This window comes from Rhodanobacteraceae bacterium, from assembly GCA_016713135.1.
GTDB lineage: Bacteria > Pseudomonadota > Gammaproteobacteria > Xanthomonadales > SZUA-5 > JADKFD01.
On record JADJPR010000002.1, the window covers coordinates 1 to 18,122 of the forward strand.

Genomic DNA, 18,122 nt, shown 5'->3' on the forward strand with positions numbered 1-18,122 from the left:
TGATCACAGCCGCGCGGGCGGACCGGCCGTCCTTTGGCTGCGGCGCCGAAGCGGACATCACCTATTTCGGCCATGCATTCCTGACCGAGGCGCTGAACCAGACTACCTCGCTCACCGGCGCCTTCGAACTCGCGCGCGAGCGGGTGGGAGAAATGGAAAAGGCAGAGGATTTCGAGCCTTCCGAGCCACAGATGGCACTCGGCGCGCTGATGGCGCAGAAACTGCGCGACTGGAGCGCGCGCCTACCCGAAACCAAGAAGGTCGTGTTCCAACCCGCCACCAGGCCTGCCGCACACGCCTGTGGCCCGGGAACCCAGCAACCCTGCGAGTGAGTTGCTCACTGCAGGGTCCGGCCCGCAAAACCGGGCGTTGCTGGTTAGGCCGGTGTAGCGCGCAGCGCTTCACCGGCAGAGAGCCGCAGAGGTGCTGCGCGGCACTACGGCCTACGCACCCACAGATCCCGTTTCTGCCTGACCTGCCCGCAACCCGGCAGGTGCAGTCATTCAGATCTCGAGCGCAGCCCGCGCACCCGCCAGTCGGCCGGTGAGATCGCGCGACAACCCGACCAGCACGCTGGTGCCGGCGCCGGCATCGATCGCATGCACCAGCTCGCGCGCCAACTGCCCGAGATCGTCGAATCCGTACATGCCGGCGGAGCCCGCCAGCTTGTGCGCGAGGTCGCGCAGCGTGCGCAACTGCGGCTCACCTTCACTTGCCAGCGCCTCGCAGGCGGCATCGATGGCTGCAGCCTTGGCCGGAAAGCTGTCGATGTAGCGGCGACGCAGTGCCTCGGGAATCACTTCATTGGCCATCGCTTGCCCTCCCGGGCCTGACTGTAGGAAGCCCCGCGCTGCTCAGGCCGCGCGCTCGAGTCGATAACCATGCTGGTACACCGAGATCAGGCGCCAGCCATTGCTGTCGTCGATCTCCAGCTTCTTGCGGATGCGGCTGATGTGCGCGTCCACGGTGCGGGTGGTGATGGTCTGGCTGCGACCCCAGACGCGCTCGAGCAGCACGCCACGCTTCACCAGGCGGCCGGCGTTGGCGAACATGTACGCCGCCAGGTCGAATTCCTTGCTGGTCAGCTCGACCTGCTTGCCACGCAGGCTGATCATGCGGTGGCCAACATCCACCGTGTAAGGATCGCAGCCCTGCAGCACTTCGGCGGGCTGGATGGCTCCGGCGCGCCGGCCGACGGCCTGCACGCGCGCGAGCAATTCGCGACGGCGCGGCGGCTTGACCAGGTAGTCGTCGGCGCCGGCCTGCAACGCGGCCACCACATGCTCTTCCGAATCCTGGGCGGTGATGAACACCACCGGGATGCGTCCAAGGAAACTCTGGCGCACCCAGGTCAGCACATCCATGCCGGAGGACTCGGGCAGCACCCAGTCAAGCAGCAGCACATCCGGCACATCCCGGTGCAGCGCGCGGGTCATGTCGCCACCGGAACGGTACCAGCGCACATCATGACCTTCCTCGGTCAGCCAATGGCTGATCATCTCAGCCTGGTCCGGATCATCTTCGAGCAGATCGATACGCATTCTGGTAGCTCCCGTCGCTTCGCGCGCTTCTGACTGTAGCCGATTGTTGCAATTGTATCCGAACAGGTACGGCACCAAGCTAGTTCAAACGACTAAACAACCACCAGCTGAAGCTGGTGGGTTTGTCTTGCGGACTGAAAGTCCGGATACGCGTCGCCTGAACGACGCGTCCTACTCAGGCTCCATCTTGAAGTCACCGGTTGGTAAGGATGCTCCGACTGCTTGATCATCTCTTCCGTCATCTGCCCACGTCGCGCAAAAACCCTCGGCCCAGAAGTGCCGACCCCAGTACGCTTCTTCAGTGCGGAAATTCTTCAAACTGGCTCGCGTCTCCTTTGATCCGCTGATCTCGCTCGGCGCCATTCGGCGGCGCGCTCACCAGAATGTGCACGTGATCCTGGCTCACCACCCCTCACTATCCGTATCTCAATCAACTGCCAAATAATTTGTACCCAAAAGTGGCTGGCACCGGGGCCCTATCCAGCGCCCTCCTCACACGGCGATCTTCGCAGCTAAAGCTGACCGGCTAAAGCCGGTGGTTTAAACCTTGTGATCGACAATTACACGCGTCCGTAGCGGTCCTCGTATCGAACGATGTCGTCTTCGCCGAAATAGTCGCCGCACTGGACTTCGATCAAGTGCAGGTCCTCATCGGTGTCGTTTTCCAACCGATGCAGGGTCTGCAGCGGAATATGGATCGATTCGTTGCGCCGGAGCAAGAATTCGCGCTCGCCGACGCGCACCTTGGCGGTTCCGGAGACCACGGTCCAGTGCTCGCTGCGACGATAATGCATCTGCAGCGAGAGCACCTGCCCGGGCTTGACGGTCAGGCGCTTGACCTTGCAGTCGGGCGCATCCTCGATCACGGAGTAACTGCCCCAGGGCCGGTGCACGGTGGAATGCACATTGGCCACTTCATTGCGCTGCGAGCGCAACTCGTCGACCACCTGCTTGACCGCCTGCGCCTTGTTGCGGGTGCTGACCAGCACGGCATCGCCGGTGTCGACGATGACCAGGTCGTCCACGCCCACCGCAGCCACCAGGCGGCCTTTCGATTGCACATAACAATTGCGACTGTCGACCAGCACCGCCGGACCCTGCGTGCGGTTGCCGTCCGCGTCGCCGGGATCGAGTTCGCTGATCGCCTTCCACGAGCCGATGTCGTTCCAGTCGAAGCTGGCGGGAACCACCGCACGGCGCGTGGCTCTCTCCATCACCGCGTAGTCCACCGAGATGTCCGGCAGCGCCGCGAAGCTGTCGCGATCGAACTCGATCGGCATCGCGTCGGCGTCGACCCTGGCATAGCACGCGCGCGCGGCGGCCAGCAGCGCCGGACAGGTCTGCGCCATGCTCTCCAGCAGCGCACCGGCGGCGAAGCAGAACATGCCGGAGTTCCACAGGTAATCGCCGCTGGCCACATAGGCAGCGGCGGTGTCGACGTCGGGCTTCTCGACGAAGGCCTCGATGCTGCGGCCGTGCGTCAATGCCTCGCCGGCGCGGATGTAGCCGAAGCCCGTCTCAGGCCGGCTCGGCACGATGCCGAAGGTGACCAGGTAGCCATCCGCCGCCAGTTCGCGTGCCTGGCGCACGGCCTGGGCGTAGCCTTCGAGGTCACGGATCAGGTGATCCGCCGGTAGCACCAGCATCTGCGCGTCCGGGCCGTGGCGATGCTCGATGTCGAGCGCGGCCATCGCCAGCGCCGGCGCGGTGTTGCGACCAACGGGTTCGAGCAGGAAGCGCGCGTCCGGATCGGCCAGCAGGCCGCGGTACTCGTCGCGGGTGATGAAGAAATGGTCGCGCGCGGTGACCGTGATCACCTCCTCGCCCACCGCCACCGCCTGCGCGCGCTTGAGGGTCTTCACCAGCAGCGACTCGCCGTCGCCCATCTGCATGAAGGGCTTGGGGTAAGCCTTGCGCGACACCGGCCAAAGGCGGGTGCCGGCGCCGCCGGAAAGAATCACGGGAATCAGCATGTGCGCACCTCGAATCCGGCTCCAGCGAGCGATTTGCGCGCCTCGGAGAGTTCCAGCAGCGTGTGCTGCAGTCCGACGGTCCAGTCGGGCGGGATGATCTGGAACTGGGTGCGCAGACGCCCGGTATCAAGCACCGAGTATGCCGGACGCGGTGCCTTCGCCGCGTATTCGCCGCTGGTGATCGCACGCACCGGCGTGGCGCGAGCGAGCAGGCCGAGTGCATGGGCACGCGCGATGATGTCGCGGGCGAAACCGCACCAGCTGACCTGCCCGGCGCTCGCGACGTGGCAGATGCCCTCGATCTGCGCGCGCTGCACCGGGTCCGCGGCCAGCCAGCGGCGGACCAGCACGGCACTGGTGTCGGCGAGGAAACGCGCGGTGGTCGGGCAGCCGACCTGGTCGTCGACCACGGTCAGCTCGTCGCGTTGCGCTGCCACCCGCAGCATCGTCAGCAGGAAGTTCTTGCCTCGCGCGGCGTATACCCAGGCGGTACGCAGCAGCAGGAAGGCGCAGCCGGAGGCCGCCAGCGCCTGCTCACCGGCGAGCTTGCTGCGGCCATATACGCTGCGCGGCGCGGTGGCGTGGTCTTCGCGGTAGGGCGCAGTGCCTCGGCCATCGAACACATAGTCGGTGGAGTAGTGCAGCACCAGCGCATTGCAGCGACGGGCGGCCTGACCCAGGGCGACCAGCGCCAGGTGGTTGATGCGGTCGGCCAGCTCCGGTTCGTCCTCTGCCTGGTCGACCGCGGTATAGGCGGCCGCGTTGACGATGACGTCGGGCGCCAGCGCGATCACCCGCTCGGCCAGTCCAAGCGGGTCGCCGATATCGATCGCCAGCGCGACTCCCAGCGCTGGATCGGCCACTCGGTCTGCGGTAAGCACCTGGCCGACGCCGGCAAGCGTGCGCGTCAGCTCAAAACCCACTTGCCCGGCGGCGCCGAGGATCAGGATCCGCATCGTTCAGCTCCCCGGCAAGAGATCGGGTGGCACGTCACGCAGACGCGGCGCACTGCGGTCCTTGGCCGAGAGCTGCGGCTCGGCGATGGGCCATTCCACGCCAATGTCCGGGTCGTTCCAGGCCACCGAGCGGTCGCAGCTGGGGTCGTACAGTTCGGTGACCAGATAGGAGAAGGTGGCGTATTCGCTGGTCACCTGGAAGCCGTGCAGGCAACCAGGCGGGACGTAGATCATGCGGTGATTGTCGGCGGAGAGTTCCACCCCGAACCACTGCCCGAATGTGGGTGAGCCGCGACGCACATCGACCGCCACGTCATACACGCTGCCCTCAACCACCCAGACCAGCTTGCCCTGGGGCTTCGGCCACTGGTGATGCAGTCCGCGCAACACGCCGCGCGCCGAGCGCGAGGTGTTTGCCTGCGGAAAATCGGTGGGCAGGCCGGCGGCGGCGAAGCGCGCGCGGTTGTAGGCCTCGAAGAAGTAGCCGCGGCTGTCGCCGTGCACCGCCGGCTCGATCACGACCACACCAGACAGATTGGATTCGACCAGCTTCACGCTTTCACCAGCCCGCGCAAGTACGCGCCGTAGCCGCTCTTGGCCAGCGGCGCCGCCAGCGCGAGCAGTTTCTCGCCGTCGATCCAGCCCTGCTCGAAGGCGATCTCCTCGGGGCAGGCAATCTTCAGCCCCTGGCGTTCCTCGATGGTCTGGATGAAATTGCCGGCCTGGATCAGCGAATCGTGGGTACCGGTGTCGAGCCAGGCATAACCGCGGCCCATGCGCTCCACCTGCAGGCTGCCATCGTGCAGGTAGCAACGGTTGAGATCGGTGATTTCCAGTTCGCCGCGCGGCGAGGGCTTGAGCGCGGCGGCGTAGTCGCAGGCGCGGCTGTCGTAGAAATACAGACCGGTGACTGCGTAGTTGGACTTGGGCTGCGCCGGTTTTTCCTCGATCGACAGCACCCGCCCATCCGCGCCGAACTCGGCGACGCCGTAGCGCTCCGGATCACGCACCCAGTAGCCGAACACGGTGGCGCCCTGCACCCTGGCGTCGGCGCGCGCGAGCATCTGCGACAGGCCCTGGCCGTAGAAGATGTTGTCGCCCAGGACCAGGCAGGACGGCCTGCCGGCGATGAACTGGCGGCCGATCAGGAAGGCCTCGGCCAGGCCGTTCGGCTCCGGCTGCACTGCGTATTCGATGGACAGGCCCCACTGCGAGCCGTCGCCCAGCAGGCGCTGGAACAGGGCCTGCTCATGCGGCGTGTTGATGACCAGGATCTTGCGAATCCCCGCCAGCATCAGCACCGACAGTGGGTAATAGATCATCGGCTTGTCGTACACCGGCAGCAGCTGCTTGCTGACCGCGATGGTCAGCGGGTGCAGCCGGGTGCCGGCGCCTCCGGCGAGGATGATGCCGACGCGTTCGGTCGTTGCGCTCATCTCAGGCCACCAGTCCCAGGCGTTCACCGCGATAGCTGCCGTCGCGAATGTGGGCGCACCAGTCCTGGTTGGCGAGGTACCAGTCGATGGTGCGTGCGATGCCGCTCTCGAAGCTCTCGGCCGGCTTCCAGCCCAGTTTCGCGCTGCAGCTTGCTGGCGTCGATCGCGTAGCGGCGGTCATGGCCCGGGCGGTCGGCGACGAAGGTGATCAGTTCGCGCCGGCTGCGCCCGTCGGCCAGCGGCCGGCGCGCGTCGAGCAGGTCGCAGATCCGGTGCACCACTTCGATGTTCTCGCGTTCGGCGTCGCCGCCGACATTGTAGACCTCGCTGGGACGACCGCCCTCGAGCACCGCGCGGATCGCGGCGCAATGGTCGCCCACGTAGAGCCAGTCGCGCACATTGCGACCATCGCCGTAGACCGGCAAAGGCTGCCCGGTCAGCGCCTTCTGGATCATCAGCGGGATCAGCTTTTCCGGGAACTGCCAGCGGCCCGTAGTTGTTCGAGCAGTTGGTGGTCAGCACCGGCAGGCCGTAGGTGTGATGCCAGGCGCGCACCAGGTGGTCCGAAGCCGCCTTGCTCGCCGAGTACGGCGAGTTCGGCGCATACGGGGTGGTCTCGCTGAACTTGCCCTCCGGCCCGAGCGAGCCGTAGACCTCGTCGGTGGACACGTGCAGGAAGCGGAAATCCGCCTTCGCCGCGGCGTCGAGCGTGCGCCAGTAGTCCAACGCGCTCTGCAGCAGCCCGAGCGTGCCGACCACATTGGTCTGCACGAAGGCAGCCGGGCCTTCGATCGAGCGGTCGACGTGGCTCTCGGCCGCGAAATTGACGATCGCGCAGGGCTGGTGCTCGGCGAGCAGGCGCGCGACCACTTCGCGATCGCCGATGTCGCCACGCACGAACACGTGGTCAGGATTGCCCGCGACCTCCGCCAGCGATTCCTGGTTGCCGGCGTAGGTCAGCGCATCCAGGTTGACGATGCGCACGCCGCCGCGCGCAAGCGTGGCCAGCACGAAATTGGCGCCGATGAAACCGGCACCGCCGGTGACCAGCCAGGTTTTCTGCATGGTTGACCTGTCGCTTGGGGAAGGGCACGGCGAGCGGTCCGCAGACCCGCGCCATGGTCGCTCCGACCCTGGCCCGTGCGCAAAGTTCGCGAGGATAGCGCGGTTGGCCCGACATGCGCCGCTCGCGGGCCTCGCTGAGCGCGCAGGCCTCTCGATCCAGAGAAGCTGATCATTGGTCCGCAAAGGACGCAAAGGACGCAAAGAAAAGCTGGAGAGCATCTTCATGGCGCGGATCGCCAGCAAGCTGCCGCCCCTGACCTACCGGCCCTTCCGGCGCCGATGACCTCCCTCTTGCCCTTTGCTTCCCTTTGCCTCGCTTCCCTTTGCGTCCTTTGCGTCCTTTGCGGACACAAGATCTTTTCCCATCAAAACCTCGCAGCACTCACAGCCGCGCCGCAGCCGCTCGCGCGCGGATCTCGCTGAAGCGCTGGTCGACCACCAGGCGTCCGTCCTCCCAGACGGTCTGCAGCGCGTCCGAATAGCCCTCGGGATAGGGCATTTCCGCCAGCGAAGCGGCAGCAGCCGGGAGTGTCAGCGTGCGCCAGGCGCCGGATTGCGGGTGGTGGGCCAGGGTCATGCGCCCGCGCTTGCTCTGCTTGCCCTTGTCGGTGACGGGGTCCTTGTAGACGTCGATCCAGTGCCCGTCGATGCGCGCCGCAGAGCACTTGAGCGCGAACTTCTGGGTGTCGCGGTTGAGCTGCTGCAGCAGCGCGCCGCCCATGCCGAAGGCCAGGTTGTCGGTGGCGTAGCCGGCGCTGGTCACCCGCTCGAGGATCGCGCGGATGCTGGTCGGGTTGATACCGTCGCCCTGGATCACGCGCACGTGGTTGAGCACCCGGTAGCCCTTGCGGTTGAGGCTGTGGCCGAAGGCTTCGTCGAGCAGTTCCAGGCACTGGTGGACCACCGCGACCGGGTCGCCCGAGTCCGGACGGATCACCACCGTCGCGCCGGAGCGGATCACCTCCTCGCGCAGCGTGCGGCCCCAGTGCTCGCGGATCGCATGGAAGATGTCGTAGCTGTCGGAGACCACCGCGACGATCGCGCCCGGCTTGGCGAACTGCCGCAGCATGTTGCGGTAGGCGTCGGCTTCGTGCTCGCGGCCCCAGGAAGTGATCGTGCTGTGCTCGGCAGCGGGGATCGAAAAGCCGGCCATGGCCTCGCCGTAATGCGCGCGCGCCGCGAGTACCCCGGAGATGGTGTCGGTGCCCATGAAATTGACCAGGTGCGCCGCACCGCCGAGCGCCGCCGATTCCGCGCTGGAGACCCCGCGCGCGCCGAAATCGTGCAGCTTGAACGGCAACTGGCCTTCCGGATCGTCGCTGGTGCGCTCAAGGAACTGGCGGATGGTCTGCCGCGCGTGCCAGCTGATCGTGGCCACCGTGACCGGGTACCACAGCCGCAGCAGCAGGGTCTCGATGTACGAGGGCACCCAGAAGGCCGCCGGATCGGTGGACTCGATGGTCACCAGCGCCTGGTGGGTCGGCACCACGCTGCCCTCGGGCACCGCGCGGATGCGCAGCGGCAGGCGGCCGGCGTGGGCATCGACCACGTAGCGCCAACCGGACTCGTTGAAGGGCTCGCCGTGCGCGGCGAAGAACTCGCGCGCCTCATCGACGTCGGCATGGCTGACCGGCTTGCCGAGGTATTCCTTGAGGATCGCCTGCAGGCCGAAGAACAGCGTGCGGTCGTACACGCCGCCGCGGGACTCGACGTAGAAAAACGTGGCATCGGTGCCCGGCGGGTACTGCAGCCAGTGGCTGGCCTTGTAGCTGTCGGTATTCAGCAGCAGGTTGTTGAGGCATTGCATGACGGAAGCTCCTTCGCGTCGGTGGTCCGGCGGTCTCTCCGCCGGAGGGATTCGTCAGCCGCGGCCGACGAAGTATTCGATGATGGACAAATGGTCTTCGAACAGTTGCGGGCCCATCTCCAGGGCCTCGCCCAGCGCGATCCAGCGCGCCTTGTCGGCGTCGTCGCCGCCGCGCACGGCGGGCAGCTCGCCGCTGGGGAATTCGAAGTGGAAGGCGTGCGTGATGGTGCGCCCGCGCAGGCTGCGCTCGGGGTGGTCGAACACCCGGCTCTGCTTCAACGAACCCTTGAGCACCGGCAGCGGCAGCTTCAGGCGGGTCTCTTCGCGCAGTTCGCGCAGGCAGGAGTCGAGCACGGTCTCCTGCTGGTCGACGAAACCACCTGGCAATGCCCACAGCCCCTTGCCCGGCTCGGCGCGCCGGCGCACCAGCAGCACATGGCCCGAGTGCACCACGACGGCGTCGGTGGTGACGAAGGTCGGCGGGTACGGCGCGTGTGCCCACGCGGCACGGTACTGCTCGATGAACTGGTACTCGGCTACCAGCTGGTTGAACGCCGGCGAGGCGCGCCGGAAGGCGTCCAGCATCTCGTACACCGGCCCGGGCACGGCGGCGCGGATCAGCATCAGCCCGCCGTGCGAGTTCACGTGGTTGGCGTCGAACAGATAGCGCCGCAACTCGGTGGCGGACAGCGTTTCGGTGTGCTTGACGTCCACCAGCGGCCACTGCGGGAACTCGCGCAGGTAGTAGCTGGACGCGTCCTTGTCCTTGCCGATCAGGCCGATGCGCGGTTGCGCCGGGCGCTCGGGATCGGCTTCGATCGCCTCACCCACCAGCCGCTGCACGCTGGCGATCCACTGCGCCTCGTTGTAGAGGTGATCGCGCAGGCCGCGGATCAGCAGGCGCCGGGTGTCGTCCGGAAAAGCCGACTGGATCATCACTGCGCGCTCGGCGACGGTCCACGGGTTGCGGATGGTGCGTGGCGTGTCGGCGGAACCGACCAGCACGATGACCTTGAGTGCTCGCTGCAGCGCCAGGCGGGCAACGGCGGCGTGGCCGTTGTGGAAAGGCTCGAAACGGCCGATGAAGACCAGATAATCGAAGTCCATGAGGCTCCCTCACGGTAGTTGGCGGCTCGCGGTCTGTCCGCGAGTGGACACCAAATTACGCCGATGCCGGCGCGCGTCAAGCGCCGCGCGTGGCGCCTACAGCTGGGCTTCAGATTTCTCCTTCCACGGTCGGCGTCCGTAGCCCTTCGCGGCACTGGCAGGCGCAGTTGCGGCCCGACGCGAGCTGAACCGTTGTTGGCGACACGCTTGCCAGGGATTCGAAGCGAGATCATCATGCGTCTAAACGCTTGGACGTATTGATGAGCGATTCGCCTTCCCTCGACGCTTTCCACCGCTGCGCGCCGATATTCGCGGCGCTCGGCGACCCGCACCGCCAGGCCATCGTGCTGCTGCTGGCGGAACATGGGGCGCTCAACGTCACGCGCATCACCGACGCCCTTCCGCTGTCCCGGCCCGCGGTTTCGCACCACCTCAAGGTGCTGCTGCAGACCGGGATCGTCCGTCGCGAGCGCGTCTCGCGCGAGAACTTCTACGCGCTGCAACTGGAGGTCGCCCTCGGCGAACTCCGCAACCTGGTCGCGCTGGCCGAGCGGGACTGCCTCGGCTGAGACCCACCCACCCGCGGGCTTGGTCCCGCTTCATTGGTCGATCCGTTTAAACCATTGCCATGAATAGCCCTGCTCGATCCATTCCTTCCCTGGTCCTTGTCACGGGTGCCTCCGGCGGCATCGGCGCCGAACTCGCTGCTGAATACGCCCGGCGCGGCCATGACCTGGTGCTCACCGCACGCAGTCGGCGTGCGCTCGACGCGGTCGCCGAAACTCTGCGGGCAAGCTACGGCGTGCGTATCGACGTCTTGCCCGAGGACCTTGCCGATGCGGCGGGGGCGGCGCGCGTCGCGGCCCACGTCCTCGCGGAGGATCGGCCACTGGCGGCGGTCGTCAACAACGCCGGTTACGGCCTCTACGGCGACTTCAGCGAGAGCGACCTCGACGACACCCTGCGCATGATGCGGCTCAACATGGAGGCACCGGTGGTGCTCACGCGCCGGCTGCTGCCCAGGCTCCGCGCCACCCGCGGGCACGTGCTCAATGTGGCATCGACCGCGGCCTTCCAGCCCGGGCCAACCATGGCCGTGTACTACGCCACCAAGGCCTTCCTGCTCAGCTGGAGCGAAGCCCTCGCCGAGGAACTCGCGGGTTCCGGCATCACGGTAACGGCGCTCTGCCCCGGACCGACGGCGTCCGGCTTCCAGGAGCGCGCCGACATGCGCGATTCGGCCCTGGTGAAGGGCAGGCGTTTGCCCACAGCGGCCGCGGTCGCGGCCTTCGGCGCCCGGGCGACCTTCCGCGGCCGCCGCCTGGCGATCCACGGCGTCATGAACTGGGCCATGGCGCAGTCGGTGCGGTTCACCCCGCGCCGCGTGGTGACGGCGCTGGTCGCCTATTGGTCGCGTCGTCGCTGACGGCCCTTGGCCAAATCGCCGTGCGTCGGACCGGCGCAAGCCGCGCGGCAACGCGGCTTGCCCAAGTTCTGCCGGTGCCCGCGACTCAAAACGGGATGTCGTCCTCGAAGTCGTCTGGCGGCGGCGCTTCGTTGCGCGCCGGGGCCGGGCGGCTGCCGCCACCGGACGGCGGGCCACTGCGCTGCGGGCGATCGGACGGGCCGCGGCTGCCACCGCCCATTCCGCCACCACCGCCACCGCCCTCGCCATCGCGACCGCCGCTGCCGAGGAGTTGCATCTCGTTGGCGATGATGTCGGTGGCGTAGCGCTCGACGCCTTCCTTGTCGGTGTACTTGTCGGTGCGGATGCTGCCCTCGACGTACACCTGGCGACCCTTCTTCAGGTACTCGCCGGCGATTTCCGCCAGGCGACCGAAGAACTTGACGCGATGCCACTCGGTGCGTTCCTGCATCTCGCCGGTCTGCTTGTCCTTCCAGCTCTCGCTGGTGGCCACCTTGATGGTGCAGATCGCGCCGCCGTTGGCGGTGTAGCGGGTTTCGGGATCGGCACCCAGGTTGCCGACCAGGATGACCTTGTTGACGCCTCTTGCCATGATGCTTCCCTGCCTGTGCTGCTGATTGCGGTAAGGGTGACGATACTAGCCGCCCGGCCGCGGCCGCGTCAGGAAAGCGGGCCACCGGTTGTAGGAAAACTCCGATCTGCGGATGGCTATACTCCCGCAGATGAACCTTCTGGCCACTTCCCCGGCAACCGATCCGGCCGCCGACGCCGCGCAGCGCTTCGCCGCCATCCAGCAACTGACCGCCGCCGACATGGGGCGGGTGGACGCGCTGATCCGCGCGGAACTGCGCTCGGACGTGGTCCTGATCAACCAGATCGGCGAACACATCATCGGTGCCGGCGGCAAGCGCCTGCGGCCGCTGCTGGTGGTGCTTTGCGCCCGCACCGGACCGGCAGGCGACGACCATCGCGGCGCCGCGCTGGCTGCGATGGTCGAATTCATCCATACCGCCACCCTGCTCCACGACGATGTGGTCGACGAATCCGATCTGCGCCGCGGCCGCAAGACCGCCAACGCCCTGTTCGGCAACGCCGCCAGCGTGCTGGTCGGCGATTTCCTCTACTCGCGCTCGTTCCAGATGATGGTCGGCCTGGACCGCATGACCGTGATGCGGGTGCTCGCCGACACCACCAATGCGATTGCCGAAGGTGAGGTGCTGCAACTGCTGCACATGGGCGACCCGAACCTTTCCGAAGCGCGCTATTTCGACGTGATCCGGCGCAAGACGGCGATCCTGTTCGCCGCCGCCTGCCGCCTGGGCGGCCTGGCGGCGGGCCTCGACGAGACCCAGCAGGACGCGCTGCACCGCTACGGCATGGCGCTCGGCATCGCCTTCCAGATCGCCGACGACGTGCTCGACTACATCGGCGATGCCGCGCGTATCGGCAAGCACCTGGGCGACGACCTCGCCGAAGGCAAGCCCACCCTGCCGCTGATCGTGGCCCAACGCCGCGGCAGCCCGCAGCAGGTCGAGGTGATCCGCGCAGCGATTCAGGGCGGAGACCGCGAGGCGCTGCCCACGGTGATCGCGGCGATCCGCGAGACCGATGCCCTCGACGAAAGCATCGAGCGCGCGCGCGAATACGTGAGCGAGGCGCAGCGCGAACTCGCCTCATTGCCGGCATCGACCCATCGCGATGCGCTGCACGACCTGGCCGATTACGCGGTGATGCGTCTCAGTTGAGGTGCTGCAGCCGGGCTCGCACCGGCTAGAATCGCGATCCGTTCTCATCTCCGGAGCCGCCGATGCGCCTTGCCGCCCTGTCCTTGTCCCTCGCCCTGCTGACCGTTGCCGGCGCCGCCCAAGCGCAGGCCAAGCCGGAGGATGTGATCCGCTACCGCAAGGCGCAGTACACCGTGCTGCTGTGGAACTGGATGCCGCTGAATTCGATGGTGCGCGGCCGCATCCCCTTCGATGCCGCAGAGTTCGCACGCCGCGCCGAGCGCGTCGCCGCGGTCGCCCCGCAGTTGCTGGAAGGCTTTGCGGAAGGCTCCGGCGAGGGCGCGCCCACCGACGCCAAGCCCGAAATCTGGAAGAACTTTGCCGATTTCAGCGCAAAGATGAAGGACTTCGAGCGCGAGTCCGCCGCGCTGGCGAGCATCGCCAAGGGCGGCGACGAAGCCGCGATGCGCGAGCAGTTCGCGAAGGTCGGCGGCACCTGCAAAGCCTGCCACGACAGTTACAAGGCCGAGTGACCCTCGGGTCAGAAAAGGCGGGGCAAGGGGAAGGGGGCACGGGACCCAGCTTGCGGTATCGATAACGCGCGAAGCGGGGTGAAGTTCGCGATCCGCCGCCAACCAGACGCGTGCCACAAGGCAGCCGTCCTGCCCCCAGGCCCGAGAAAAGGCGGGGCAAGGGGAAGGGGGCACGGGATCCAGCTTGCGGTATCGATAACGCGCGAAGCGGGTGAAGTTCGCGATCCGCCGCCAACCAGACGCGTGCCGCGAGGCAGCCGTCCTGCCCCCAGGCCCGAGAAAAGGCGGGGCAAGGGGAAGGGGGCACGGGATCCAGCTTGCGGTATCGATTACGCGCGAATCGGGGTATCGGTTGCGATCCGCCGCGAACCAGACGCGTGCCGCGGAAATGGCGGGGCAAGCGGCAAGGGGCAAGGGGCCCAGCTTGCGGAATCGATAACGCGCGAAGCGGGGTGAAGTTCGCGATCCGCCGCGAACCAGACGCATGCCCCAAGGCAATCCCCCTGCCCCCTGCGCCGCTGTTCCCCGCTCACCTTGACGTTTCACCTTTCACGTTTCCCCGCTCCCCCATGACTTCTGTCCTGCTTGCGTGTTGGTCAAGTGGTGTTATAGTTGACTACAACACCAGCGCATCACGCTGGATACGCAGGAGAGAGCCATGCGAAGCCGTACCTGGACCGATGTCATTCTGGCGCTGACGATCGCGCTGTGCGTGGCCACGGTCGCCGCCGAGCGCCGTGCGCCGGTCGCCGCCGAAACCGGAACCGCCTCCACCAATGTCGCCGACGGCGCGCGCGCGGTCGCCGAAGCGGTGCTGTGGAGCGACCTCGCGATTGGCGCCGACGAGCACACGCTGGCCGCAGCCGACCAGCCCTCGCGCGCCGAGCGCGCCCTGGACAATGCCGCGAAGGCCGCCGGCGCAGCCGCCAGCGAACTGGAGATGCCGTTCTTCTCCTTCGGCAGTGCCGCGGCGGAGCAGTGAACATGGTCCAGTCCTGGAACGACTCGGTTCCGATCTATCGCCAGCTGCGCGACCGCGTGGTGGCGATGATCCTTGACGGGGATCTCAAGGAAGGCGAGGCGGTGCCGTCGGTACGCCAGGTCGCGGTGGACTACCAGATCAACCCGCTGACCGTGTCCAAGGCCTACCAGGACCTGGTCGACGAGGATCTGCTGGAGAAACGCCGGGGCCTTGGCCTGTTCGTCCGCGAGCAAGCGCGCGACCGCCTGCTGGAACTGGAGCGACAGCGTTTCCTGCGCGAGGAATGGCCGCCGCTGAAAGCGCGCCTGGCGCGACTGAACCTGGACCTGAACAAGCTGCTCACCATGGGGGATGCATGAACGCGGTGATCGAATCCACCGGACTGACCAAGCGCTACAAGGACAAGATGGCGCTGGACCACTGCGACTTCCGCGTCGAGACCGGCCGCATCGTCGGCCTGATCGGCCCGAATGGCGCCGGCAAGACCACCGCCCTGAAGGCGATCCTCGGCCTGACGTCCTATGACGGGCGGCTGTCCGTGCTGGGCCTCGACCCCTTTTCGCAGCGGCACCAGCTGATGCAGGAGGTCTGCTTCATTGCCGACGTCGCAATCCTGCCGCGCTGGATCCGCGTCAGCGATGCGATCACCTATGTCGAAGGCGTGCATCCGCGCTTCGACCGCGCCAAGTGCGAGCGCTTCCTGTCCGCCACCCAGATCAAGCCGAAGAGCCGCGTGCGCGAGCTGTCCAAGGGCATGATCGCGCAGCTGCACCTGGCGCTGGTGATGGCCATCGACGCACGCCTGCTGATCCTCGACGAGCCCACCCTGGGCCTCGACATCCTGTATCGCCGCCGCTTCTACGAGCAACTGTTGAACGACTACTTCGACGAGACCCGCACGATCCTGGTGACTACCCACCAGGTGGAAGAGATCGAGCACATCCTGACCGACCTCTTGTTCATCAAGGACGGCCGCATCGCGCTGTCGGCGACGATGGACGATGTGGCCGAGCGCTATATCCAGGTACTGGTCGGCGGCGACAAGGCCGAGACCGCGCGCATGCTGAACCCGATCGCGGAACGCAAGATGCTCGGCAAGAGCGCCTTCCTGTACGACGGACTTCCTCGCGAGCGCGCCCAGGAACTGGGCGAGGTGCATCAGGTCGGCGTGGCCGATCTGTTCGTGGCAGTGATGGGTGGAGGTGTGCAATGACCAATGTCGCAAGGACTTTTGCCACCCTGATCCAGCGCGAAATCTGGGAGCACAAGGGCGGCTTCGTCTGGACCCCGCTGATCGTCGGCGGCGTGCTCCTGGTGTTTCTGCTGCTGGGCGCCGGCAGCGCCTTCTTCTGGCAGCTCAAGATCGAAGGCGCCGACGCGATGGCCGAGGGCGCGCTGCTCCTGGCCGAAACACAAGTACCGCCGGACAAGCTGCGCCTGGGCGTGGACGCCTTCCTCTGGGGCACGGCGCTGATGTGGCAGTCGGTGATGTTCGTCGTGCTGTTCTTCTTCTGCATCGGCTGCCTGTACGACGACCGCCGCGACCGCAGCGTGCTGTTCTGGAAGTCGATGCCGGTGTCCGACCTGGAAACGGTGCTGTCGAAGCTGGTTTTCGCGGTAGCGGTGGCGCCGGCCTTCATGCTGGCGGCGATGGCGCTGTCGCAGATCGTGCTGCTGCTGGTTGCCGGCCTGATGGTGATGCTCAAGGGCGCGAGCGCCTGGAAGCTGATCTGGGCACACACCAACCCCTTCCCGGTGTGGGGCCAGCTGATTGCGATCCAGGGCGTGCAAGCCTTGTACCTGCTGCCGCTCTACGGCTGGCTGATGCTCGCCGGCAGCTTCGCCCGCGGCAAACCCTTCCTGTGGGCGGTGCTGCCGCCGGTGATCTTCGCGATCATGGAGTCCTTCATCGGCTTCACCACGAAGTTCTCGATCAGCAAAGTGATCTGGGAGTTCATCCTGCGCCGCCTGGCCGCCGGCACCGCACCAATCACCTTCAGCGCCAACTTGGGCGAGGGCTCGGTGCAGTCCGGATACGCCGGCACCCGCTTCGCCGCCAACTTCGGCGACGTGATGGGCCGCCTGGGCACGGCCGACTTGTGGATCGGGGTGGGCATCGGCGTGGCCTTCCTCGCTGGCGCGGTCTGGCTGCGGCGCTACCGGGATGAGTCGACCAGCTGAGGTGGGGCTGGGTTGTTGGTTGTTGGTTGTCGGCAGCGAAGCTTGCACAACGCGACACCGGCGGGAACTGGCTCTGTCGGCAATCTTTCCAGCGGCCGCCGGAAAGGATCGCAGCTGAAGCTGCTCCCACAGGTCTCCCGGCCGCCTGCGCTGGCTGCCAACAACCGACAACCAGCAACCGACAACCCACGACAAAATCTCTGGCACGAGCGCAATCGCCACTCTCTTGCAAACCCAAACGCCACTTCGCTATAGTGCGCGGCTCCCGCTGATGCGGGATCCCATCGGGGTGTAGCTCAGCCTGGTAGAGCGCTACTTTCGGGAGGTAGAAGTCGGAGGTTCGAATCCTCTCACCCCGACCAATTCGAGCAGCCAGGGCGCAAGCCCGAATTGCAGCAACAAGACGCCCCGCCAGCCGGGGCGTTTTTGTGTCTGCCATCAGCGCACTCGCACCAGTTCCACGATCAGCGGCCGATGGTCGGAGCCGATGTCGGGCCCGATGCGGTGGGTCTGCGTGCGCCAGGCGCTACCGTGCAGCACGTGGTCGATCGGCACCGCGAGGATCGTCGACACCAGCCCTGGACCGAACCAGGTGGGCCAAGGCCAGCCGGCGGCGTTGCTGTCGGCCAGCGCCGCCTCGTGGCGCAACTGGCGGTAGGCGGACGACCAGGGCGTGGCATTCAGATCGCCGGCCAGCACCGCATCCTCGTCACCGCGGATCAGACCCGCCGTGTAGCGCAGTTGCGCATCGCGCCAGGCGGTGGCTTCGGCGCTGATCGGCGGGAACGGGTGCACCAGCCACAGGCTGCCGGGCTCCGGCGTGGCCCAGTGCAGTTGCAGCGCCGGGAAGCCCAGCGGCGGCATCTCGACCAGGTCCACCTGCGAGGCCGGCAGGCGGGACCACAGGCCGATGCCGAAGGGATCGTTTCGCGGCTCGATGCGGCTCACCGGGTAGCGCCGCGCAAGCACCTCCAGGCTTTCAGCCGCATGCGGCGTGAGTTCGATGATGCCGACCGCGTCCGGCGACTCGCGCTCGATCAGGTCCAGCAGCGGCCCCAGGTCCTGGATATCGAGGTGGACATTCACCACCAGCAGTTTCCAGCCGTGCGCCATGCCCGCAGCCCGCGCGACCGGAGCCAGGATGCGCGGCGCCGGGCCGGTGGCCGCCATCAGAGACCAGCCGTTCGCCAGGGAGACGATCGCCAGAAGCAGGACGATGCCGCGCTTGCGCACCAGCAGCGCCGCGACCAGCCCCACGGCCATCGCCAGCAGGTATTGCCAGCGGAAATGGGCGCACAGGTCGAGCAGCCAGTGATGGTCCCCGGCATACCCCAGCAAGGCGGCGGCGGCCGGCTACAGCGACAGGCGGGCCAGCGTGCGCGTAGCCGGAT

At 67.0% G+C, this 18,122-nt stretch carries 19 protein-coding genes, 1 tRNA gene and 1 pseudogene; 10 read left to right on the forward strand and 11 right to left on the reverse strand.

Annotated features, from left to right (window positions below; all coding sequences use genetic code 11):
* Positions 1–332: peptidase C13 (locus IPK27_02200; GenBank protein ID MBK8066466.1), on the forward strand; the 332-nt coding region annotated here is incomplete at its 5' end.
* Between the two features lie 171 nt (positions 333–503).
* Here IPK27_02200 and IPK27_02205 read toward each other — a convergent pair.
* From IPK27_02205 to IPK27_02245, 9 genes and pseudogenes are all read right to left on the reverse strand, one after another.
* Complete coding sequence (locus tag IPK27_02205) at positions 504–812, reverse strand: Hpt domain-containing protein (GenBank protein MBK8066467.1); 309 nt, start codon at positions 810–812, stop codon at positions 504–506.
* 42 nt (positions 813–854) lie between these two features.
* Entirely contained in the window at positions 855–1,529 is a 675-nt protein-coding gene (locus tag IPK27_02210; GenBank protein ID MBK8066468.1) for a response regulator transcription factor, read from the reverse strand.
* A 572-nt stretch (positions 1,530–2,101) separates the two neighbouring features.
* Entirely contained in the window at positions 2,102–3,514 is a 1,413-nt protein-coding gene (locus tag IPK27_02215) for a mannose-1-phosphate guanylyltransferase/mannose-6-phosphate isomerase (protein MBK8066469.1), read from the reverse strand.
* Positions 3,508–4,470, reverse strand: coding sequence for a dTDP-4-dehydrorhamnose reductase (gene rfbD / locus IPK27_02220; GenBank protein MBK8066470.1), 963 nt, complete (start codon positions 4,468–4,470; stop codon positions 3,508–3,510). Before rfbD ends, IPK27_02215 begins: the two co-directional genes overlap by 7 nt.
* A gap of 3 nt (positions 4,471–4,473) precedes the next feature.
* The gene (gene rfbC, locus IPK27_02225; GenBank protein MBK8066471.1) at positions 4,474–5,025 is read right to left on the reverse strand and encodes a dTDP-4-dehydrorhamnose 3,5-epimerase; all 552 of its coding nucleotides are present in this window, start codon (positions 5,023–5,025) and stop codon (positions 4,474–4,476) included.
* On the reverse strand, positions 5,022–5,906 hold the full coding sequence (rfbA, locus tag IPK27_02230; protein MBK8066472.1) for a glucose-1-phosphate thymidylyltransferase RfbA: 885 nt from the start codon (positions 5,904–5,906) through the stop codon (positions 5,022–5,024). The genes rfbC and rfbA overlap by 4 nt, the downstream gene beginning before the upstream one ends.
* Position 5,907: 1 nt before the next feature.
* Positions 5,908–6,971 (reverse strand): annotated as a pseudogene (gene rfbB / locus IPK27_02235) (dTDP-glucose 4,6-dehydratase).
* 382 nt (positions 6,972–7,353) lie between these two features.
* Positions 7,354–8,778, reverse strand: a complete 1,425-nt coding sequence (locus IPK27_02240; protein ID MBK8066473.1) for a nicotinate phosphoribosyltransferase — start codon at positions 8,776–8,778, stop codon at positions 7,354–7,356.
* A 54-nt stretch (positions 8,779–8,832) separates the two neighbouring features.
* Entirely contained in the window at positions 8,833–9,885 is a 1,053-nt protein-coding gene (locus IPK27_02245) for a bifunctional nicotinamide-nucleotide adenylyltransferase/Nudix hydroxylase (protein MBK8066474.1), read from the reverse strand.
* A gap of 260 nt (positions 9,886–10,145) precedes the next feature.
* Between IPK27_02245 and IPK27_02250 the strand changes: the two genes are divergently transcribed.
* A complete protein-coding gene (locus tag IPK27_02250; GenBank protein ID MBK8066475.1) occupies positions 10,146–10,454 on the forward strand; it encodes a winged helix-turn-helix transcriptional regulator in 309 nt (102 codons plus the stop codon).
* 59 nt (positions 10,455–10,513) lie between these two features.
* On the forward strand, positions 10,514–11,311 hold the full coding sequence (locus IPK27_02255) for an SDR family NAD(P)-dependent oxidoreductase (protein ID MBK8066476.1): 798 nt from the start codon (positions 10,514–10,516) through the stop codon (positions 11,309–11,311).
* A gap of 85 nt (positions 11,312–11,396) precedes the next feature.
* Here the strand turns inward: IPK27_02255 and ssb are convergent, their stop codons facing one another.
* Positions 11,397–11,906: a single-stranded DNA-binding protein gene (gene ssb, locus IPK27_02260; GenBank protein MBK8066477.1), complete on the reverse strand. Its 510-nt coding sequence runs from the start codon at positions 11,904–11,906 to the stop codon at positions 11,397–11,399.
* 127 nt (positions 11,907–12,033) lie between these two features.
* Here ssb and IPK27_02265 point away from each other — a divergent pair, with 127 nt between their 5' ends.
* The 7 genes from IPK27_02265 to IPK27_02295 all read left to right on the forward strand — a co-directional run bounded on the left by IPK27_02265 (position 12,034) and on the right by IPK27_02295 (position 17,093).
* A complete protein-coding gene (locus IPK27_02265) occupies positions 12,034–13,056 on the forward strand; it encodes a polyprenyl synthetase family protein (GenBank protein MBK8066478.1) in 1,023 nt (340 codons plus the stop codon).
* 62 nt (positions 13,057–13,118) lie between these two features.
* Complete coding sequence (locus tag IPK27_02270) at positions 13,119–13,568, forward strand: cytochrome c (protein MBK8066479.1); 450 nt, start codon at positions 13,119–13,121, stop codon at positions 13,566–13,568.
* A 658-nt stretch (positions 13,569–14,226) separates the two neighbouring features.
* Entirely contained in the window at positions 14,227–14,550 is a 324-nt protein-coding gene (locus IPK27_02275; protein MBK8066480.1) for a hypothetical protein, read from the forward strand.
* A gap of 2 nt (positions 14,551–14,552) precedes the next feature.
* Positions 14,553–14,909 (forward strand): GntR family transcriptional regulator, encoded by a 357-nt coding sequence (locus IPK27_02280; protein ID MBK8066481.1) that lies wholly within the window; start codon positions 14,553–14,555, stop codon positions 14,907–14,909.
* The gene (locus tag IPK27_02285) at positions 14,906–15,763 is read left to right on the forward strand and encodes an ABC transporter ATP-binding protein (protein ID MBK8066482.1); all 858 of its coding nucleotides are present in this window, start codon (positions 14,906–14,908) and stop codon (positions 15,761–15,763) included. Before IPK27_02280 ends, IPK27_02285 begins: the two co-directional genes overlap by 4 nt.
* Positions 15,760–16,731: a hypothetical protein gene (locus tag IPK27_02290; protein MBK8066483.1), complete on the forward strand. Its 972-nt coding sequence runs from the start codon at positions 15,760–15,762 to the stop codon at positions 16,729–16,731. Before IPK27_02285 ends, IPK27_02290 begins: the two co-directional genes overlap by 4 nt.
* A gap of 285 nt (positions 16,732–17,016) precedes the next feature.
* A tRNA-Pro gene (locus IPK27_02295) sits at positions 17,017–17,093 on the forward strand.
* A 76-nt stretch (positions 17,094–17,169) separates the two neighbouring features.
* Here IPK27_02295 and IPK27_02300 read toward each other — a convergent pair.
* Entirely contained in the window at positions 17,170–18,069 is a 900-nt protein-coding gene (locus IPK27_02300) for an endonuclease/exonuclease/phosphatase family protein (GenBank protein ID MBK8066484.1), read from the reverse strand.
* Between the last annotated feature and the right edge of the window lie 53 nt (positions 18,070–18,122).